At 35.4% G+C, this 19,459-nt stretch carries 11 protein-coding genes and 1 pseudogene; 5 read left to right on the top strand and 7 right to left on the bottom strand.

Annotation, left to right across the window (positions count from 1 at the left end):
* The first annotated feature begins 240 nt into the window (after positions 1-240).
* The 5 genes from DMB65_RS06190 to DMB65_RS06170 all read left to right on the top strand — a co-directional run bounded on the left by DMB65_RS06190 (position 241) and on the right by DMB65_RS06170 (position 7,952).
* Positions 241-1,218, top strand: a complete 978-nt coding sequence (locus tag DMB65_RS06190; protein ID WP_110305787.1) for a pyruvate dehydrogenase complex E1 component subunit beta — start codon at positions 241-243, stop codon at positions 1,216-1,218.
* A gap of 71 nt (positions 1,219-1,289) precedes the next feature.
* Entirely contained in the window at positions 1,290-3,791 is a 2,502-nt protein-coding gene (locus DMB65_RS06185) for a DUF5686 and carboxypeptidase-like regulatory domain-containing protein (protein WP_110305786.1), read from the top strand.
* 264 nt (positions 3,792-4,055) lie between these two features.
* On the top strand, positions 4,056-4,655 hold the full coding sequence (locus DMB65_RS06180) for a DNA-3-methyladenine glycosylase family protein (RefSeq protein WP_110305785.1): 600 nt from the start codon (positions 4,056-4,058) through the stop codon (positions 4,653-4,655).
* 132 nt (positions 4,656-4,787) lie between these two features.
* On the top strand, positions 4,788-5,318 hold the full coding sequence (locus DMB65_RS06175) for an inorganic diphosphatase (RefSeq protein ID WP_110305784.1): 531 nt from the start codon (positions 4,788-4,790) through the stop codon (positions 5,316-5,318).
* A 111-nt stretch (positions 5,319-5,429) separates the two neighbouring features.
* On the top strand, positions 5,430-7,952 hold the full coding sequence (locus DMB65_RS06170) for a sodium-translocating pyrophosphatase (protein WP_110305783.1): 2,523 nt from the start codon (positions 5,430-5,432) through the stop codon (positions 7,950-7,952).
* A 60-nt stretch (positions 7,953-8,012) separates the two neighbouring features.
* Here DMB65_RS06170 and DMB65_RS06165 read toward each other — a convergent pair whose 3' ends face one another.
* From DMB65_RS06165 to DMB65_RS06135, 7 genes and pseudogenes are all read right to left on the bottom strand, one after another.
* Entirely contained in the window at positions 8,013-10,241 is a 2,229-nt protein-coding gene (locus DMB65_RS06165; RefSeq protein WP_110305782.1) for a glycoside hydrolase family 3 N-terminal domain-containing protein, read from the bottom strand.
* Between the two features lie 115 nt (positions 10,242-10,356).
* Entirely contained in the window at positions 10,357-11,196 is an 840-nt protein-coding gene (locus DMB65_RS06160; RefSeq protein WP_110305989.1) for an endonuclease/exonuclease/phosphatase family protein, read from the bottom strand.
* Between the two features lie 88 nt (positions 11,197-11,284).
* Positions 11,285-13,027, bottom strand: a complete 1,743-nt coding sequence (locus tag DMB65_RS06155; protein WP_110305781.1) for a cellulase family glycosylhydrolase — start codon at positions 13,025-13,027, stop codon at positions 11,285-11,287.
* A 65-nt stretch (positions 13,028-13,092) separates the two neighbouring features.
* Positions 13,093-13,245 (bottom strand): annotated as a pseudogene (locus tag DMB65_RS06150) (glycoside hydrolase family 30 beta sandwich domain-containing protein); the annotation flags it as partial.
* Positions 13,246-13,575: 330 nt separating this feature from the next.
* Positions 13,576-14,364 (bottom strand): hypothetical protein, encoded by a 789-nt coding sequence (locus DMB65_RS06145; RefSeq protein ID WP_110305779.1) that lies wholly within the window; start codon positions 14,362-14,364, stop codon positions 13,576-13,578.
* Between the two features lie 28 nt (positions 14,365-14,392).
* Entirely contained in the window at positions 14,393-16,102 is a 1,710-nt protein-coding gene (locus DMB65_RS06140) for a RagB/SusD family nutrient uptake outer membrane protein (RefSeq protein ID WP_110305778.1), read from the bottom strand.
* Between the two features lie 16 nt (positions 16,103-16,118).
* On the bottom strand, positions 16,119-19,334 hold the full coding sequence (locus tag DMB65_RS06135; RefSeq protein WP_110305777.1) for a SusC/RagA family TonB-linked outer membrane protein: 3,216 nt from the start codon (positions 19,332-19,334) through the stop codon (positions 16,119-16,121).
* Between the last annotated feature and the right edge of the window lie 125 nt (positions 19,335-19,459).

The raw sequence follows: 19,459 nt of genomic DNA, 5'->3' as shown, positions 1-19,459 counted from the left end.
TACAGAAGTTTTTTTATTCAAACAAATTCAATACAATTTGTTTGAACTTTTAACATTATTTGAATAATCACTATAAGGGAATCGATTTCGTGATCAGCTATAAAGGCTCTTTTTAGGCTGAAAAGAGTTGCAAATTATAGTTAATGCAGAAACTTCCTTTTTTTTAGACTTATTTTATGCTTTTAAGTTATTTAAAATATTTATTTTTGCTCATCAGAAAAAAGAACATAACATACAACTATGAGAACAATACAATTTAGAGAGGCCATTTGCGAAGCGATGAGCGAGGAAATGCGTCGCGATGAATCCATATATTTAATGGGCGAAGAGGTTGCAGAATACAACGGAGCATACAAAGCTTCAAAAGGAATGCTTGCTGAGTTTGGCGAAAAAAGAGTAATCGATACTCCAATTGCTGAACTTGGTTTTACCGGAATTGCAGTAGGCTCTGCAATGAATGGTAACCGACCAATTGTAGAATATATGACTTTCAACTTCTGTTTAGTAGGTATTGATCAAATTATAAACAACGCGGCTAAAATGCGTCAGATGACCGGAGGGCAATTTAATGTGCCTATCGTTTTCCGTGGACCAACTGCTTCTGCAGGTCAATTAGGAGCAACTCACTCTCAGGCTTTAGAAAACTGGTTTGCAAATACTCCGGGTCTTAAAGTAGTTGTGCCTTCTACACCTTATGATGCAAAGGGACTTTTGAAATCAGCTATTCGCGATAATGATCCTGTAATCTTTATGGAATCTGAGCAAATGTATGGTGATAAAGGGGAAGTGCCAGACGGAGAATATACAATCCCGTTAGGAATTGCAGATGTTAAGCGTGAAGGGAAAGATGTGACAATTGTTTCTTTCGGAAAAATCATCAAAGAAGCTTTTATCGCTGCTGATGAATTAGCCAAAGAAGGCATTTCTTGTGAAATTATCGATTTAAGAACAGTTCGTCCAATGGATAACGAAGCGATCTTAAAATCAGTTAAAAAAACAAATCGTTTAGTAATTTTAGAAGAAGCCTGGCCATTTGCCAGTATTTCATCTGAAATCACCTATATTGTACAAGAACAGGCTTTTGACTTTCTTGATGCGCCAATTCAGCGTATTACAACAGCTGATACACCAGCGCCTTACTCTCCTGTTTTACTCAAAGACTGGTTGCCAAATGCAGCTGATGTAGTAAAAGCAGTGAAAAAAGTAATGTACAAATAATAATACATACAAAATTCATAAAAACTTCATCATTCATTAGCTAATTGATGAAGTTTTTTTTTTGCCGCGATATGAAAAAAATAATTTTACTCAGCCTGTTTTTTGTATTTGCTTTAGCAGATAATATCTTTGCACAAACTAAAGTGAGTGGAATTGTTATGGATAAATCCAATCAGCCTATTCCGTTTGCAAATGTTGTTTTCAAAGGTTCGAATACTGGTATAGTTTCAAATGAAGACGGACGTTTTTATTTGGAATCGCCAAACACCTACACCGCATTGTTGGTTACTTCGGCAGGATTTTCAGACAAGGAAGTTCCTTTGGAAAAAGCAGTTAATTATGATTTTAAAATTGTTTTAAGTGAACCCGAAGCACTTAATGAAGTTGTAATTTTTACTGGCAAAACTTCAAAAAAGAATAATCCTGCATTGGATATTTTGAGGAAAATTTGGGAAAGAAAACGTAAAAATGGTCTTTACCAATTCAATCAGTATCAAATGCAGAAGTACGAAAAGGTCGAGTTTGACATGAACACGATTGACAGTGCTTTTATGAAAAATAAACTCTTTAAAGGAATGGAGTTTGTTTTTAATCATGTTGATACTTCTGATGTTACCGGAAAAACTTATTTACCAATTTTTATTAACGAATCGGTTTATGATGTTTATGGAGATAATAAATTAAAGAAAGTAAAGGAAAATATTACAGGAAACAAAATGTCGGGATTCAATGGGAATCAGCAGATTTTGTCTTTTGTAAAAGATCTTTATTCTGACTATAATATCTACGATAATCACCTTAAGTTTTTTGACAAAAGTTTTACAAGCCCACTTTCAAAGACAGGAATTGATGTTTATAATTATGTACTAAAAGACAGTGCTTTTATTGATAAAAAATGGTGTTATAATATTGTTTTTTATCCAAGACGTAAAAATGAATTGACTTTTAAAGGAGATTTTTGGGTAAACGATTCTACTTTTGCAATCAAGAAAATTAATATGGGCGTAACTAAAAGTGCCAATATTAACTGGGTAAAAGACATTTATATCGAACAGGAATTTGAAGTAGAAAATGATTCTGTTTTCTTATTGACCCGTGATTATATGATGTCCGATTTTGCTTTAAATAAAAAAGAAAAATCAAAAGGAGTTTACGGAAAGCGAACTACTTTATATAGAGGACATAAATTTAATATTCAGAAACCTGAGAAATTCTATAAAGAAGAAGTCAATTTTATAGACAATGCTGTTTATGACCGCCCGCCCGAATTTTGGGAGGAAAATCGTTTTGAAAAATTAAATAAAGACGAACAGGGAATTTATAAAATGCTTGACACGCTACAAACTGTCAAGCGATTTAAGCAGCTCTACAATCTTGTTTCGATTTTAGGAAGTGGTTATGTTGAATTTAAAAATTTCGATTACGGACCTATTTTTTCCACCTTTGGTTATAATGAAGTAGAAGGTTTACGATTAAGAGTTGGGGGAAGAACGTATTTTGGGCCAAACGATCCCTGGCGTATTCAGGCTTATACCGCATATGGATTTGACGATAATAAATTTAAGTATGGAGTTTCAGGAAAATGGATGGTTGATAAGAAAAACCGAGTAATTATTTCTGGAGGAAACAGGCGTGACATCGAGCAAATAGGCGCAAGTTTAACCACTACAAATGATGTTTTGGGGCGAAGTTTTGCATCTTCGGCCTTGTTTACTACAGGAAGCAACGGAAAACTAACCAATATTAATTTGACCAATGTTTCCGTTGAAATGGAAGCCAAGAAGAATTTCATAGTTTCTGCAGGTTTTTCATATCGAACCCTGGAATCGGCATCTCAAACCTTTAGTTTAGATTATTACAAGACGTTGCCCTCTGTTTCAAATCCGGCTGGTGTAGTTGAAAGTAAGGTCACTCAGTCTGAGGCTAATATTCAGTTTGAGTTTATGCCAAACCGTAAAACTATTGGTTATGGAGTAGAGCGTGATCTTGTTGACAGTCCGTTTAGTCATTTCTTTGTTAATTTCAGTTATGGTCTTAAGGGAGTTCTGGACAGCGATTTTGCTTATGAAAAAGTACAGTTGTTTTACAGACAGCCCATTATTATAGGGCCATTAGGAAGAACAAATATTACCCTTGAAACCGGAAAGACTTTTGGTACAATTCCGTTAGGATTAATGAGTGTAATTCCGGGTAACCAGACGTATTTTACGATTGAAAACACCTTTAGTAATTTGAATTTTTACGAATTTGTCACAGACCAATACACAACATTACAGTGGAATCATGATTTTGGAGGGAGATTATTTGCCCGTATTCCATTTATGAGAAAACTGAACTGGAGAGAATTTGTAGGTGTGAGAGCCGTTCATGGAACAATTTCTGATGAAAACAGAGCGATAAATGCTTCCGGGCTTCCGTATAATGCACCTGAAAAAGTATATTGGGAATATAATGCCGGAATTGGAAATATCTTTAAAGTTTTCAGAATTGATTTTTCATGGCGAGGGAATTATTTGAATATGCCAGATGCCGCTAAATTTGCAGTAAAAGGATCTTTCGGATTCTATTTCTAATAAATAAGAAACATAATATTTGTCAATTTCGACGAAGGAGAAATCACACATTAACTCATTATTTGAGCTTGTGTGATTTCTCTTTTTATTTTAAATTAAGTTTGATTTTAAATATTTATTAATTTAGAAGCTATTCCCGATAGTAGTGAAGTAATCTTTAGTGCCAAACCCCGGCACAAAAGGATTTTCACTACAAACGAAGTTCGCTAAACTCCGATTAAAATGAAAGTTAAGTGAAGTAATCGGGGCTAAAAAACTCACGTTATGCAAGAAGCAATCGATTTTCTATTAACCAAAAATTCAATATTTCAGGAGATTATCGAGAAATATGGATTGCCGACAATTCCAAAACGTCCTCAGGGTTTTGAAACTTTAGTTTTGTTAATTCTCGAACAACAGGTTTCTATAGATTCGGCGAAAGCCACCTTCTTAAAAATTAAAAACCATACAACATGTAATCCTGAAACAATGTCGGTTTTACCAGATGAAGAGTTTAGAAATTTGGGTGTAAGCCGCCAGAAAACAAAATACATTAAAATTTTAGCGGAAGCTGTTTTGAACAAAGAATTAGATATTGACGGCTTAGCTGCAAAATCGGCAAAAGAAGTTCGGGAAGAGCTTATTAAATTGAAAGGAATCGGAAACTGGACAATTGATATTTATTTAATGTTTTGTCTTCAGGAACCGGATTTAATTCCGCTTGGCGATATTGCAGTCATAAATACCATTAAAGAATTATTGAATATTCATGACAAAGAAGAAATGGAAATTCAGACTCAACAATGGAGCCCGTATCGATCTTATGCGACCTATTTGCTTTGGCATTATTACTTAAATAAGCGAAATCGCAAGGTTACCTATTAACTAACTGTTATATAAAAGGAAAGTATGTTAATTAATGAAAAAAGTATGTGGATTAATGTATTTTTTTCATTGTAAAAAAGGATTCTTTGGGTTACTTTTGCAACCGAATTATAGATATAATAAAAAAAGAAAATGACCGCAGACAAACTAACAACTTTCGATGTATTAATCGAAATACCAAGAGGAAGCAGAAATAAATATGAGTACGACTTTGAAATCAAAAGAATGCGTTTTGACAGAATGTTATTCTCTTCAATGATGTACCCTGCAGATTACGGATTTATCCCTGAAACATTAGCTCTTGACGGTGATCCTCTTGATGTATTGGTTTTGATAAATGAACCAACTTTTCCCGGATGTGTGATAGAAGTAAAACCTATTGGAGTTTTCCATATGGCAGACGATAAAGGACCAGACGAAAAAATCATTTGTGTACCGGTTTCTGATCCAATCTGGAATTCATTAAACGACCTTTCAGATATCAACGGACACTTATTGAAAGAAATCGAGCATTTTTTCCAGGTTTACAAAGATCTTGAAAACAAAAAAGTAGATGTAGAAGGATGGGGAGACGTAAAAGAAGCTTTTGCAATTATTGATGAGTGCACAAAGCGTTTTAATGACATTGAAAACAAACCAGACGGATTATTTAGCATTAAATAATTTTAGCCTTCATATTTTATAAAAAAAGCAATACTCCGTTAAGAGTATTGCTTTTTTGTTTAAATTCGTTTTGTTAGTTAGTTGACTATTAACCAAAACCATTAATATATTATGAATGCATTTATGATTTATTTGCCAATTGTGATGGCAATTCTTGGATTACTTTTCATGGGAATAAAAAGGAGTTGGGTTCTAAAACAAGATGCCGGGGATGGTAAGATGAAAGAAATTTCAGATTACATCTACGAAGGCGCCTTAGCCTTCTTAAAAGCCGAATATAAACTATTAACCATTTTTGTAATTATTGCAAGCATCGTTTTAGCAGGTATTACTTTTATTCCGGGTGTAAAAACACATTTATTAATCGTAGTTGCATTTATTTTTGGCGCATTATTTTCAGCTTATGCAGGTAACATAGGTATGAAAATAGCAACCAAAACAAACGTCAGAACCACTCAGGCAGCCAGAACCAGTTTGCCTCAGGCTTTAAAAGTTTCTTTTGGAGGCGGAACCGTAATGGGACTTGGAGTTGCAGGTTTAGCAGTTTTAGGTTTGACGGCCTTTTTTATCATCTTCTTTCATTTATTTTCTGATGGTGTATGGAAAGATACGGAAACCATGACTGTAGTTTTGGAAACTTTAGCCGGATTTTCGCTTGGCGCTGAATCAATCGCTTTGTTTGCGAGAGTTGGCGGGGGAATATACACCAAAGCGGCAGATGTTGGGGCTGATTTAGTGGGTAAAGTTGAAGCAGGAATTCCAGAAGATGATCCTCGTAATCCAGCAACAATTGCAGATAATGTCGGGGATAATGTTGGAGACGTTGCCGGTATGGGAGCTGATTTATTTGGATCTTATGTTGCAACTGTTTTAGCTGCAATGGTACTCGGAAATTATGTGATCAAAGATATGGGCGGAAGTATCAATGATGCTTTTGGCGGAATTGGGCCAATTTTACTTCCGATGGCAATTGCTGGTTTTGGAATCTTATTCTCTATTATCGGAACAACATTAGTGAAAATAACTGATGATAACGCAAGAGAAGCACAAGTGCAAAAAGCATTGAATATAGGAAACTGGATTTCGATAGTTTTAACGGCTGTTGCCTGTTTCTTTTTGGTAAAATATATGCTTCCGGAAACGATGCAGATGAGTTTTTTTGGTGAAGGTTCTAAAGATATTTCATCAATGCGTGTTTTCTATGCCACTTTGGTTGGACTAGTAGTTGGAGGAGCAATTTCATCTGTAACGGAATATTATACAGGATTAGGAACAAAACCAGTTCTGGCGATTGTTCAAAAGTCTTCCACCGGGGCAGGAACAAACGTAATAGCAGGTTTAGCAACCGGAATGATTTCTACTTTTCCAACTGTATTATTATTTGCGGCAGCTATCTGGATTTCGTATGCTTTGGCAGGATTTTACGGAGTTGCATTGGCTGCTTCAGCCATGATGGCAACTACGGCAATGCAGCTGGCAATTGATGCGTTTGGACCAATCTCAGACAACGCCGGAGGAATTGCCGAAATGAGCGAATTACCAAAAGAAGTGCGTACCAGAACCGATATTTTAGATTCTGTTGGAAACACTACTGCAGCAACCGGAAAAGGTTTTGCAATTGCTTCTGCAGCCTTGACATCATTAGCATTATTTGCGGCGTATGTGACTTTTACCGGAATCGACGGAATCAATATCTTTAAGGCACCAGTATTAGCGATGTTATTTGTTGGTGGAATGATTCCGGTAGTTTTCTCGGCATTAGCTATGAATTCTGTTGGTAAAGCAGCGATGGATATGGTGTATGAAGTTCGTCGTCAGTTTAAGGAGATTCCGGGCATTATGGAAGGAACGGGAAAACCGGAGTACGGAAAATGTGTTGAAATCTCGACAAAGGCCGCTTTACGCGAAATGATGTTACCGGGAATTTTGACAATAGGTTTCCCAATTGCAATTGTATTATTAGGGAAATTAGTTTACTCAGACAACAATCAGTTAATTGCTGAAATGTTAGGAGGATATATGGCTGGAGTTACAGTTTCAGGAGTGCTTTGGGCTGTTTTTCAAAACAATGCAGGAGGTGCCTGGGACAATGCTAAAAAATCTTTTGAAGCCGGCGTAATGATCAATGGTGAAATGACTTACAAAGGTTCTGATGCTCACAAAGCTGCGGTAACGGGAGATACAGTTGGAGATCCCTTTAAGGACACTTCAGGACCGTCAATGAATATTTTGATTAAACTGACTTGTTTGATTGGTTTGGTAATCGCTCCAATTTTGGGTGATGGTCATTCTTCTCAAACAAATATTCCGCATTGCGGATTGCCTCCTAAAGAAATAAAGTGTTGCATGAAGACTGAGATGCATGCAGGCGGAGTATCTAAATGCGGAGATATGTCAGGAATGACCAAAGAAGAGTGCATTAAAATGTGTAAAGAAAAAGGCTGTTCAGTAGAACAAACAGCAAAATGCCTGGCTCATTTTGATCCGGATAAAAACAGAGTGGAAGTTAATCTTTCAACCACAAACGGCGTTACGGTAGGGACAGTAACCAAAACCCAAAACGGAAAAACGACTACAGAAGTTTTTGAAGGAACTGAAGCTGAGGTAAAAGCTAAAGTTGACGCTGCGAAATAAATCTTTGTTAGTATCAAAAAATGCCTCTAATTTTTGGAGGCATTTTTTATTGTAGCAGTTTTAATCTACTAACTCAAAATCGGCTTTTAGTTTAATATCTGCCGAGGATGCTCCAATCATGAGTTCAAAATCTCCCGGTTCAGCAATCCATTCTAATTTATTGTTATAAAAAGAAAGTTTTTCTTTGTCAATTGTAAACGCAATAGTTTTAGATTCACCTGCATCTAATTTTACTTTTTGAAAGTCTTTCAGTTCTAAAACAGGTCGTACTACTGAACCAAATTTATCTTGTAAATACAGTTGAACTACTTCTTCTCCAGTTACTTTTCCGATATTTGATAATTGAAATGATACTTTTATGTTTTCGTTGCTTTTTATTTTTGTTGAAGATAGTTTCAAACCTGAATAATCAAATTTTGTGTAACTCAACCCGTAACCGAAAGGAAATTTCGGCGAATTTTTTAAATCAATATAAGATGAAACATAGCCTTTTGCATTTTCATCCGCTGGAGGTCTTCCGGTACTGAAATGGTTGTAATAAATAGGTATTTGCCCCACTTCCCGTGGGAAAGTCATTGGCAGTTTACCAGACGGATTGTAATCGCCAAACAATACATCGGCAATGGCATTTCCGGCCTCTGTGCCCAGCCACCAGGTATATAAAATGGCAGGAGCATTATCTGCAGTCCAGTTAAAAACAAGAGGTCTTCCGCTATTTATCAACACAACAACTGGTTTTCCAGTAGCCATAATGGCTTTTACAAGATCTTCCTGAACACCGGGTAAATGAATATCGCTACGACTTTTAGCTTCTCCGCTCATATCGTGCCTTTCACCAATACTTAAAATCACTACGTCGGCTTGTTTTGCTGTTGTGAGTGCTTCGGCAAAACCATCTTTATTGTCTCCATCAACTTCGCAGCCTTTGGCATAAAGCAGTTTGGTGTTTTTACCTACTTTGTTTTGCAAGCCATCCCATTGTGAAACAATCCATTTATCATAATTAACTTCGGGTAAATCAACCGCCCAGAATCCCATATTGGCTTTGTATTCCTTAACCATTGGGCCGATAAAGGCAATTGTTTTTAAATTTTTAGAAAGGGGTAATGTTTCGTTTTCATTCTTTAGTAAAACAATACTTTTTTTAGCCACTTCAAGTGCTGTTTTTCTGTTTTCCGGATTGTTTAATTCTTTTTCTTCTCTTTTTGTATCTGAATATCGGTAAGGATCATCAAATAATCCTAATTCGAATTTTTTACGGAGAATTCTTTTTACCGCGTCATCAATCAAATCAATAGCTATTTTACCTTCTTTGACAAGTTCTGCCAAGTTATAGCGATAGGCATTGCTTTCCATATCCATATCGCTTCCGGCTGTAATGGCAGAAAAAGCAGCAGATTTTAAATCTTTCGAATAGCCATGTGCTACCATTTCTCCAATAGATCCCCAGTCTGAAACTACGAATCCCTGAAAGTTCCATTTTCCTTTTAAAATATCTCTTTGTAAATGCTTATTTCCGGTTGCCGGAATTCCATTTACATCATTAAAAGAATTCATAAAAGTTGCAGCACCCGCATCCAAAGCGGCTTTAAAAGGAGGTAGGTAGGTTTCCCATAACATCCTTTCGCTCATATCAACCGAGTTGTAATCTCTTCCGCCAATAGCTGCACCATACGCTGCAAAATGTTTTACACAGGCCATAACCGAATTCAAGTCACCCAATTTATTACCCTGAAAACCCTTTACTCTGGCATGCGCAATTTTAGTTCCCAAATACGTGTCTTCACCAGCGCCTTCCATAACACGCCCCCAACGCGGATCGCGGCCAATATCGACCATCGGGGCAAAGGTCCAGTGGATACCACTAGCCGAGGCTTCTATGGCAGCTACCCTGGCAGAAAGTTCAATTGCTTCTAAGTCCCAGCTGGCTGCTTCTGCCAACGGAATAGGGAAGGTTGTTTTGTATCCGTGAATGACGTCCTGCCCAAAAAGCAACGGAATTTTAAGTCGGGACTGCATCGCCAGTTCCTGATATTGACGGGTATATTTTGTTCCGATAATATTGAGCATAGAACCGATAAGTCCAGCCTTTATTTCGGCTTGTTTGTTCGGATTTATGTTAATTGGACCCGTTGCAGAATTATCGCCTGTATATTGATTAAGCTGGCCAATTTTTTCTTCAATAGTCATCCTTTTTAGTAGCGAATTTACTTTTTGATCTATTGTCTCTTGCTGTGCCATCGCAAAAAAGGAAACCATCAACAGAGTCATTGTTGTTATTTTTTTCATGAAATAAATTGTTTTATTCTTTTGACTGTCTTTATATATAATTGTTTGTTTTAGGTTTTGAGATTAATTGTTTGTTCTAAATTTTATTCTGAATGATTAAAGCAAATAACCGTTTTTAATTAACTTCTATATAAACAGGTAAATGATCCGAAGGATACTTTAAATCTTTTGAATCACTTAAAACGGCATGTTTTTGAATTGTTAATCCGCTATTTTTAGAAATGAATATGTAATCTATGAGCAATGTAACCGGCTCATTATGTTTAAAATCATTGAATGTTCCTGACGGTCCGAAAGGTTTTTCTTTTGAAATCTCTTTCGTATCATCCATTTCTTTTTTTACCTCTGCAATCTGATTTGTATTGGGTTCTGAATTAAAATCGCCCATCAAAAATGCCGGATAATTTTTAGTATTTATCTCTTTCATCTTCGAAAGAATTAGCTGGACTCCTTTCACTCTGGCTTCATTTCCCACATGATCCAAATGGGTATTGAAAACCCAAAATGATTTCTTTGTTTTTAAATCTTTAAAAAGTGCATAGGTACAAATTCTGTTGCATGCAGCATCCCAGCCTTTTGACACTACATTTGGTGTTTCTGAAAGCCAAAATGTATTTATCTGTTCTACTTTAAAGCGTTCTTTTTTATAGTAAATAGTACAAGCCTCACCCGTTTCATTCTCTTCTCTTCCTATTCCAAACTTACTGTATTCCGGCAAAGCCGAAGCAATATCAACAACCTGACCAGGGGTTGCCTCCTGAACCCCTAAGATGTCAGGATCGTAAAACTGAATTTGAGAAGTAAAATAATCTTTTCGGTTTGGCCACGCATTTTCTCCGTCTGAAGCTACGTCCAAACGTATATTATAGCTCATCATTTTTAAACCCTGAGCATAAAATGAAGTGCTTGTAAAAAGCAGTATTAGCAACGAAACAACAACTTGTATCTTTTTCATGTTAAAAAATTTATTCTCCAAAACTACCATTTAAAGTTCTGTTGATAAAAAATCATCTTTTAAAAAAACGTTAACCATGGGTTTAAACTTATTTTTTACTTTCTTTAAAGTCAAAATAATTCAAATTAAATCCTCCTCTTTCAAAAAGAACTTTAATTTTATTAGTCGCGAAATTTATTGATACTTGTGGTAAAATAATTGTTTTCCAATTATCGTCTGAACCTGTAGCAGGAAGAAGAATACTTTCTGATTTGTTTCCGTTCTCGGTTTCTAAATGAAGTTTTCCTTCTGAATTTGCACTTGAATATCGAATAGCAACTTTAAAAACTTTTTGTTCTGAAACTTCTGTAGTAAACAAGAGCCATTCTCCATCTTCGATAAAGGAAACCTGGTATCCATTTGAATAAGTATCTTTATTAGGTAAAATATCGACACCATCATTTCGCATAGAATTTCCTTTGTTCCATTCTTCAGAATGTCCTGTATCAACTTTGTAATTAACAAAATCTTTGTCAAGATATGCATGTTCATTAGTTCCTAAATCATATTCGGTGGCAAAAATTTTCCCAGGTATAAAATGTTTTTTATATGATTTTGTATCATTTGTACTGACTTGTCTAAACATGGCATCAATTACATCTTTCTTTACCGTTACATTTTCGATTTTGTAATTTTCTGCTATTTTCATTAAAGCACTTTTGGCAAAATCTGTATCAGGTTTCTCTCCGCCATCTTTCCAGTATTTTAATAAGACATCATATTCAGGAGTTTTTGTAACCGAAGTTATCCCGGCAATATTTTCTATTTTTTTCATTGGCCAGAAAGCCCAGCCTATGTTATTTTTTTCTACTAATGAAATAGCATCCCTAAACCATACATTTGAATTTTCACCACTTTCCCCCATCCATATTGGCACGTTGTATTGTGTTCTGTAATCCAGCATTTTTTGAATAGAAGCTCTTGTGTTATAATTCCAGTATTTGTGAAAACTCAAAGCCATATTTTCATCCCATAAAGGAAAAATTCCGTTATAGTTATTTCCCCAGCAATTGCCCTCAATAAAAATTAAGTGATTAGTGTCTACCTCACGTATTGCTTTTGTTATGGCAATCATTAACTCTCTTAAAGGAATATTTGAATTCTCGTCACATCCATTTTTATTGGTTCCGGTAAAATTCCAGTTTGGTTCATTGATGATATCGTAAGCTCCAATCCATGGATTATTTGTATAGCGTGAAGCCAATTTTTTCCATAATGCAATTATTTTTTTCTGATTAGCTTCGCTTTGCCAAAGAGATGGTTTTGTAATGTCATAATCTGAAATTGCAGTATCATTTCCTTGTCCTCCCGGAGCAGCATGCAGATCTAAAATAAGGTATATTTTATTCGATTCGCACCATTTTAGCAAATTGTCAGTCATATCGAAACCTTCTTCGTTCCATGTAATTTCACCATTTTTTTCCTCTTCAATAGCAGGTGTATACAAATTATAGTGCATAGGCAGACGAATAGAATTGAATCCCCATGCCGCCAGTGAATCTATATCCCGCTTTGTAATTCCGTTGGATTTATAAGCAGTATAAAACTCTTTTGTATTTTCTTCACCGATTACATCCTGAATTTTTTGTTTGATTTGATATTGAGGACCAGCAAAAGATTGTGTTTGAAGCATGTATCCCTCCTGAACCATCCATCCACCTAATCCTAAACCTCTTAAGAGTATATTTTTTCCTTTGCTATCGACAATTTTTTGTCCTTCTCTATGCAGGAAACCTTGTGCAAAAGTGGTCATTGAAAATAATAAGAGCAGTGTCAGGGCCAATTTTTTCATGATTTCAATTAATTTGATTATATTTTAATTATGAATCTGTTTGGGAAAATTAGATGTTTAAATATCTAATACACTAATGTTTGTATCACATGTGAAGGAATTTTAACAGCAGTTTTTTCAGAATCAAGGGTTAGATTATACGCTATTTCTTTGTCGGTCTTATTCATTACAATTGTTGCTACTGTTTTATTAATATTTAAAAAAGATGTGCTTAATAAATTGCTTCGGCTGTAGGGTGAGCCTTAATTTTTGTATTATCGGCAGTAGTTTATACTTTGATGTTTTTATTTTTTTGTTTTGAAAAACCAGCGATGCACAGGAATGCACAAGTTATAATAAAGCCTGTTTTTTTTATTGAATATGGATAATTGATGTAAGACTTTTAGATTTGTTTACTTAAAAATGGATTAAAAAATAGTCCACATCAAATGAATATGGACCATTTTCAACAACCAAACTTAAACTTACTTTTATTATAAAGTTGCTGATAATCAAGTAAGGAAGGTTTTTAAGTCTTCCTTACCAGAATGCAAACTAACAAATATTAATTATTGAGGTTTGAAAACAAATGTCCATCCTGTACCATTAGCTTCATTATTGCTTAAATAAAGTACCATTTTGTCTGGTGTAAGTGTTACAATTGTGTAAACACCGTCAGCATTGCCTGCTGCATATCCTAACATTTTTGATCCTGTAATGATTAATTTTTTATTTGCAGGATCTAATACAAAACTTCCTTTTTCTGCTGTTGCTGTTGGTGTTGCATAATGAGTAAAGTTTGCCGCACCATTTAAATCGAAATGCATTTTACCTGTTGCATCACTTGGAGGGCAGCAATCTCCTGCGTTCCACCATGCAGTCATAGCACCATCAGGGCTTCCTGGAGGTGACATAAACCACCAAAACCTGCCGGAACCAACTGATCCGTCAAAGACCCATGTTTTACCTGCTGATGTATTATTGCTAACCAAGTCATACCAGTCCTGATCTAATGGTGTGTCCAGCTGATCAATTTGTACATCAATTGTTTTGGTGAAAAATTTAGAACCTAAACTTCCTACATAAGTAAATGTTGATTTTCCGGGAATAGGATAAACAACTGTTACTTCATTGGTCAGTGCTTTCCCTAAATTATAATCCCAATATCCTGTAATTCCTGGTGAAGCCATTTTTAAAGTAATTTTATTTCCTCCCGGAGTACTTTGAGTAGTGACTAACTCAACACCTGCAACATCTGTAGAATCCGTTAAATGCTGTTCATCTACAATTGAGTCGCATGCTGTAAAAACAAGCAAAAACGATACAAAGATGAGATCTATTATTTTATTAATTTTCATGTTTTTGTTTATTAATAGTTATTAAATATTACCAACCCGGATTTTGTACATAAACTCCATTAGATAATCTAATTTCCGTTTCAGGAATTGAAACTAAAGCTTTAGTTTCAGGTCTGTATTTGACACTGTAAGTTGCATCAGTTCCTGTGTTTTTAACCGGAAAAGAATCGTTAAATGCGGTTTCTACATCTCCCCAACGCACTAAATCAAACCAGTGTAGGCCTTCGAATGCAAATTCATGTAAGCGCTCCTCTTTTAAAGCTTCGATTGAATAGCCAACAGATGGTAACCCACCGGCTCTTGTTCTTACAGCATTTATTCCCGCAGGAGTTTGAGTAATTTCAGAATGCATTAACAATACATCTGCAAAACGCATAAAGATAAAATCCTGTGCGTGCATTAACTGCATATCTGTGTTTTTCCATCCATATAACTGAACAAACATTCCTACTGTTGCTCCCGCTGCTGTTGGATATTGTAAAGAGGTATATTTTTTATTGAAATAACCTGTTTCGTGAGTACCAAATCCTCCAACATAATTTTCTGTGCCCTGATCTGCCTTACCAACTTCTAGTATTGAACCTCTTTTTCGTGGATCAAGATCTGACCAGTTGTTATAAAGCTTAGGATTAACAGTAAGCCATCCCCATCCAGCTCCAAAAGGTACCAGTGAGTTATCACGTAACGCATTAAATAAACAAAGTCTGTTTGTGTAAATGTTACCATTTGACCATCCCCAATCGCCAAATGAAAATCTTTGTACAAACATAGATTCAAAATTTCCTGTTCCAAAAGTTGGAGTAGAACCATCCTGACCAATCCATGATAAATTTTCAGTTGCTGCCCAAGGTAAAATTGGTTTTCCGGAAGCTTTATTTACATATGAATACGGCCATATATTTCTAAAATCAGAAGCTAATTTATAGCCACTGTTGTTAATACAATCATTTAAATGGGTAGTAACATCATTGGCAGTTAATTTTGAACCATCAACTAATGGTAAATCTGTTGTAGCCTGTTTTTCAATATTAGTCATGTAGCCTGTATAGAATAAAAATACGCGTGCTAAATATGCTTCGGCAACCCATTTATTTGCATGTCCATACTCTGAGGTTGGAATACTCGTAAAGGGTTTTGCTGGCATTGTCTCGATTGCCAGCTTTAAATCTGAAGCAATTTGTGCAAATGTTTCTGAGTAGGTTGCTCGTGGACCATTTTTCACACCATCAATTTTAGTAATCAAAGGTACTCCGCCAAAAAATTTAGCTAACCTGAAGTAAAAAAAGGCTCTCATGAATAATGCTTCACCAATTGCTTGGTTTTTAAATTCCTCTGCTTGTGCAGGAGTAGCAAAATAGGTGGTAAAATTTGCGTCAGCTGTTTTTTCAATAATAGCATTAGCTCTTGCTATACCTTTGTAGGATTGTCCCCATAAGTCATAATACGTATCATCAGTAGGATCTTCAAAATTGTCAACGTACTTCGCCGATTTGTCATCAGGACCTCCGCCACCTAACATCATATTATCCATGAGGTTAGCTGCCATTTGTTCTTCACTATGAACATTCGTGGTATAAATAGCATTATATACACCAGCTATGGCTTCGTTAATGTCAGTAGGTGATTTATAGAAAGTCTCCAGACTTTTATCTTTAAGATTCTCAGTATCCAGAACATCAGAGCAACTTGACACAACAATAATTGCTGAAATTGCTATAAAATATTTTATTGTTTTCATTGTGAATGTATTTATATTAAAAATCTGCACTTAAACCAAACATTACTGTTCTTGCTTGCGGATATAAACCTAAATCTACACCTGAGGCCCAGCCTGCATCATGTCCAAAACGAACTTCCGGATCCATGCCATCATAATTAGTAAATGTGTACAAGTTATTGACTGCTGCATAAACTTTAAGATTAGAAATAAATTTAATGTCTTTAAGAAGTTCATTAAAATTATATCCCAGAGTTATATTGTTAATTCTTAAGTAATCAGCGTTTTGCATAAAAATATCAGAAACAAGCTGGGTGTTTCTGTTTACTACAGAACTTAACCTTGGCATTTTATCTGAAGTTCCTTCTCCATGCCAACGATTAAATACGTCTGAAGTGTAGTTTTGTTTTGGATTATCTGCAAAAGACCTGTAAGACTGCATTACCTGCATTCCAAATTTTCCGGCCATAGTTGTATTCAGGTAAACATTTTCATATTCAAAGTTTAGTTGTATACCTAATTCGAAATCCGGATTAGGATTACCAAGATAAACTCTATCGGCATCATTAATTACACCATCTTGATTTTGGTCTACAAAACGAACATCTCCAGGACGTTGGTCTGCAAAATAAGGTTGCCCGGTTGGTCCTACATAAGCATTGACTTCTTGTTGATTTTGTAAAATCCCATCGGCCTTATATCCATAGAAATAGCCAATTGGCTGTCCAACCTGTGCTCTTGAAATTTCGCCAGTACCTTGTGATAATACATTGCTTGGACCATGGATTATTCCATCAGCATTGTCAACTTTAGTTACTTTGTTAGCATTTTTAGCCCCACTTATTGTAATGCCATATTTAAATCCTGCTATTTTATCTTTCCAATTTATTGAAAATTCAATACCTTTATTTTCAATATCTCCCCCATTAATATAAGGTGGTGGTGCTCCTGCAGCCTGACCAATAGATGCTAATACTAGCCAGTCTATTGTTTTCTTTTTGTACCAGTCAAAAGTTACACCTAATTTTGAATCAAATAAGCTTGCATCAAATCCTAAATCTAACTGTTCTGAAGTTTCCCATGTAATATCAGGATTTGTAACTCTTGAAGGATATGCTGTTGAACCAGAAACTGGTTTGGTATCTCCAAAAAAGTAACCAGGAAAAACATTTGATATAGTGGCTGAATATTGGAAGTTATCAACCGACTGGTTTCCATTTTGTCCCCAGCTTCCTCTTATTTTTAATGAATTAAGTACATTATAAGTACTAGACATAAAATCTTCTTTCGTAATTACCCAACCAGCAGAAACTGATGGAAAATAACCCCATCTGTTTTCCTTTGCAAAATTCGATGATCCATCTGCACGCATTGTCGCAGAAAGGAGATACTTCTCTTTATAATCATATTGTGCTCTGACCATATAAGACAAAATAGCACCTCCCCCGGCAGCCCAATCAAATCCACCTGTACTAATGTCGTTTATTGAGGTGACAGGTAATGTGTTGTCTAAGTAGGCATATTTAGGATCTCCTGGAAATTTCAAACCATTTTTAGAACCCGAAATATTATTATTTACAATACTTTTAATTAATTCGGTTCCTATTAATGCATTAAAGCTATGATTTCCAGCTTGTTTTGCATAGGACACTGTGTTTGTCCAGGTAGAATTTGCACCTATGTATTCACTTTGGGAAGCACCTTCTACATTATCATCATAAAGTCTCCCTAAATTGTATTTTGGATTCATTGATCTGCTATATCCAAACCAAGAATCAATACCATAAACGGATCTAAATTTCAAATCTTTGATAGGTTCAACTTCTACAAAAGCGTTACCTATAATCTTGTTGTCTTTTGGGTAGTTATAATTACTTCTATAAAACATCACAGCTAAAGGATTCGTTTGACCTGTTGATAAGCCATCCAAAGTTGGTGTAAATCCAAACTGATTTATATTTTTATCTATTGCTGGCTGCCAGTAAGCTGGTTGCAATGGATTTTGTACAAGGGCATTGTGTAAATCATTGCCATAGATATTACCGGTAGATACACCTCTATTTTGAGAATTGGTATAGGTAATATTTTCTCCAACGGTAATTATGCTATGACTGTCGTTCTTTTTCAAAACCATTTGTGTATTGATTCTTGCAGTCAGTCTTTTAAATCCTGCATCTACAATATTACCTCCAATTATACCATCCTGATCAAAGTAGGAAAGACCTAATGAATATGTAATATCTTCACTTCCACCAGTAATATTCAAGGAGTGGTTTACGATAGGTGCATCTTTTTTTGTCATTTCATTAATCCAGTTAGTTCCTGTCCAGCCTTTTTGTAAATTATCCCAAATTTCATTACCCAATTGCGTTCCGGCACCAGGAAATCTTCCTTCAAGCCAGGTATTATTGCTAATAATAGCTTTCCAATCATTTGGAGCCAGACCATCATTTATCATTCCTTCATCCATGATGTACATATATTCCTGTGCGTTTAAAGGATCTAAGTTTTTATATGTATTTTGAATTCCGTAGTATGAGTCATAACTAATTCTTGCAGGTCTTCCTTTTTTACCTTTTACTGTAGTGACTAAAACAACACCGTTTGCAGCTCTGGAACCGTAAATTGCTGCAGAAGCGGCATCCTTTAGAACGTCAATTGATTCAATATCAGATGGACTCAAATAGTCTATATTTCCTACGGATATTCCATCCACAATATATAATGGATTTGAATTTCCAATCGTACCTAATCCGCGGATAGTTATTCTTGTACCAGCGCCAGGTGCTCCATTATTTCTTGTTACACTCACACCAGGAGCAATTCCCTGAAGAGATTCCATTGCAGACCCCGTATTTAGTTCCTGAAGTGTCTCACCTTTTAGATTTGTTGTTGCGCCAGTAATTAGACCTTTCTTCTGGGTACCATATCCTACCACAACTACCTCATTTAAGCTTTGAGACGCAGCAGTTAATTTAATATCAAGTTTTATTCTTCCAGCTATTGCTTCTTCGATTGTATTATAACCAACAAAGCTTACAATTAATGTCCCATTACTAGGAGCACTAATTTGATATTTACCGTCAAAGTCTGAAGCACTCGATTTTTTTGTGCCTTTAATCAAAATTGTCGCCCCTGGGACGGGTAATCCATTTTCATCATTTATGGTTCCACTAACTGTAATTTCCTGTGCCATTACACTAATTGAAAACATTAACGACGAAATACAAAAAAATAATTTTGTGAATTTCATTTTTATAAAAATTTTGGTTAATTAATTAGTAATTTGATACAATAATAGGGTTAAAATTTTTATAAATTGAGTTTTATTATCTTTACAAAAACACATCAAAGTATATTTTATTACGCTACAAAAAC

The organism is Flavobacterium cheongpyeongense (genome assembly GCF_003202435.1).
GTDB lineage: Bacteria > Bacteroidota > Bacteroidia > Flavobacteriales > Flavobacteriaceae > Flavobacterium > Flavobacterium cheongpyeongense.
Note: the sequence above shows the minus strand (reverse complement) of the source record. Positions and strands in the feature narration are given on the sequence as shown.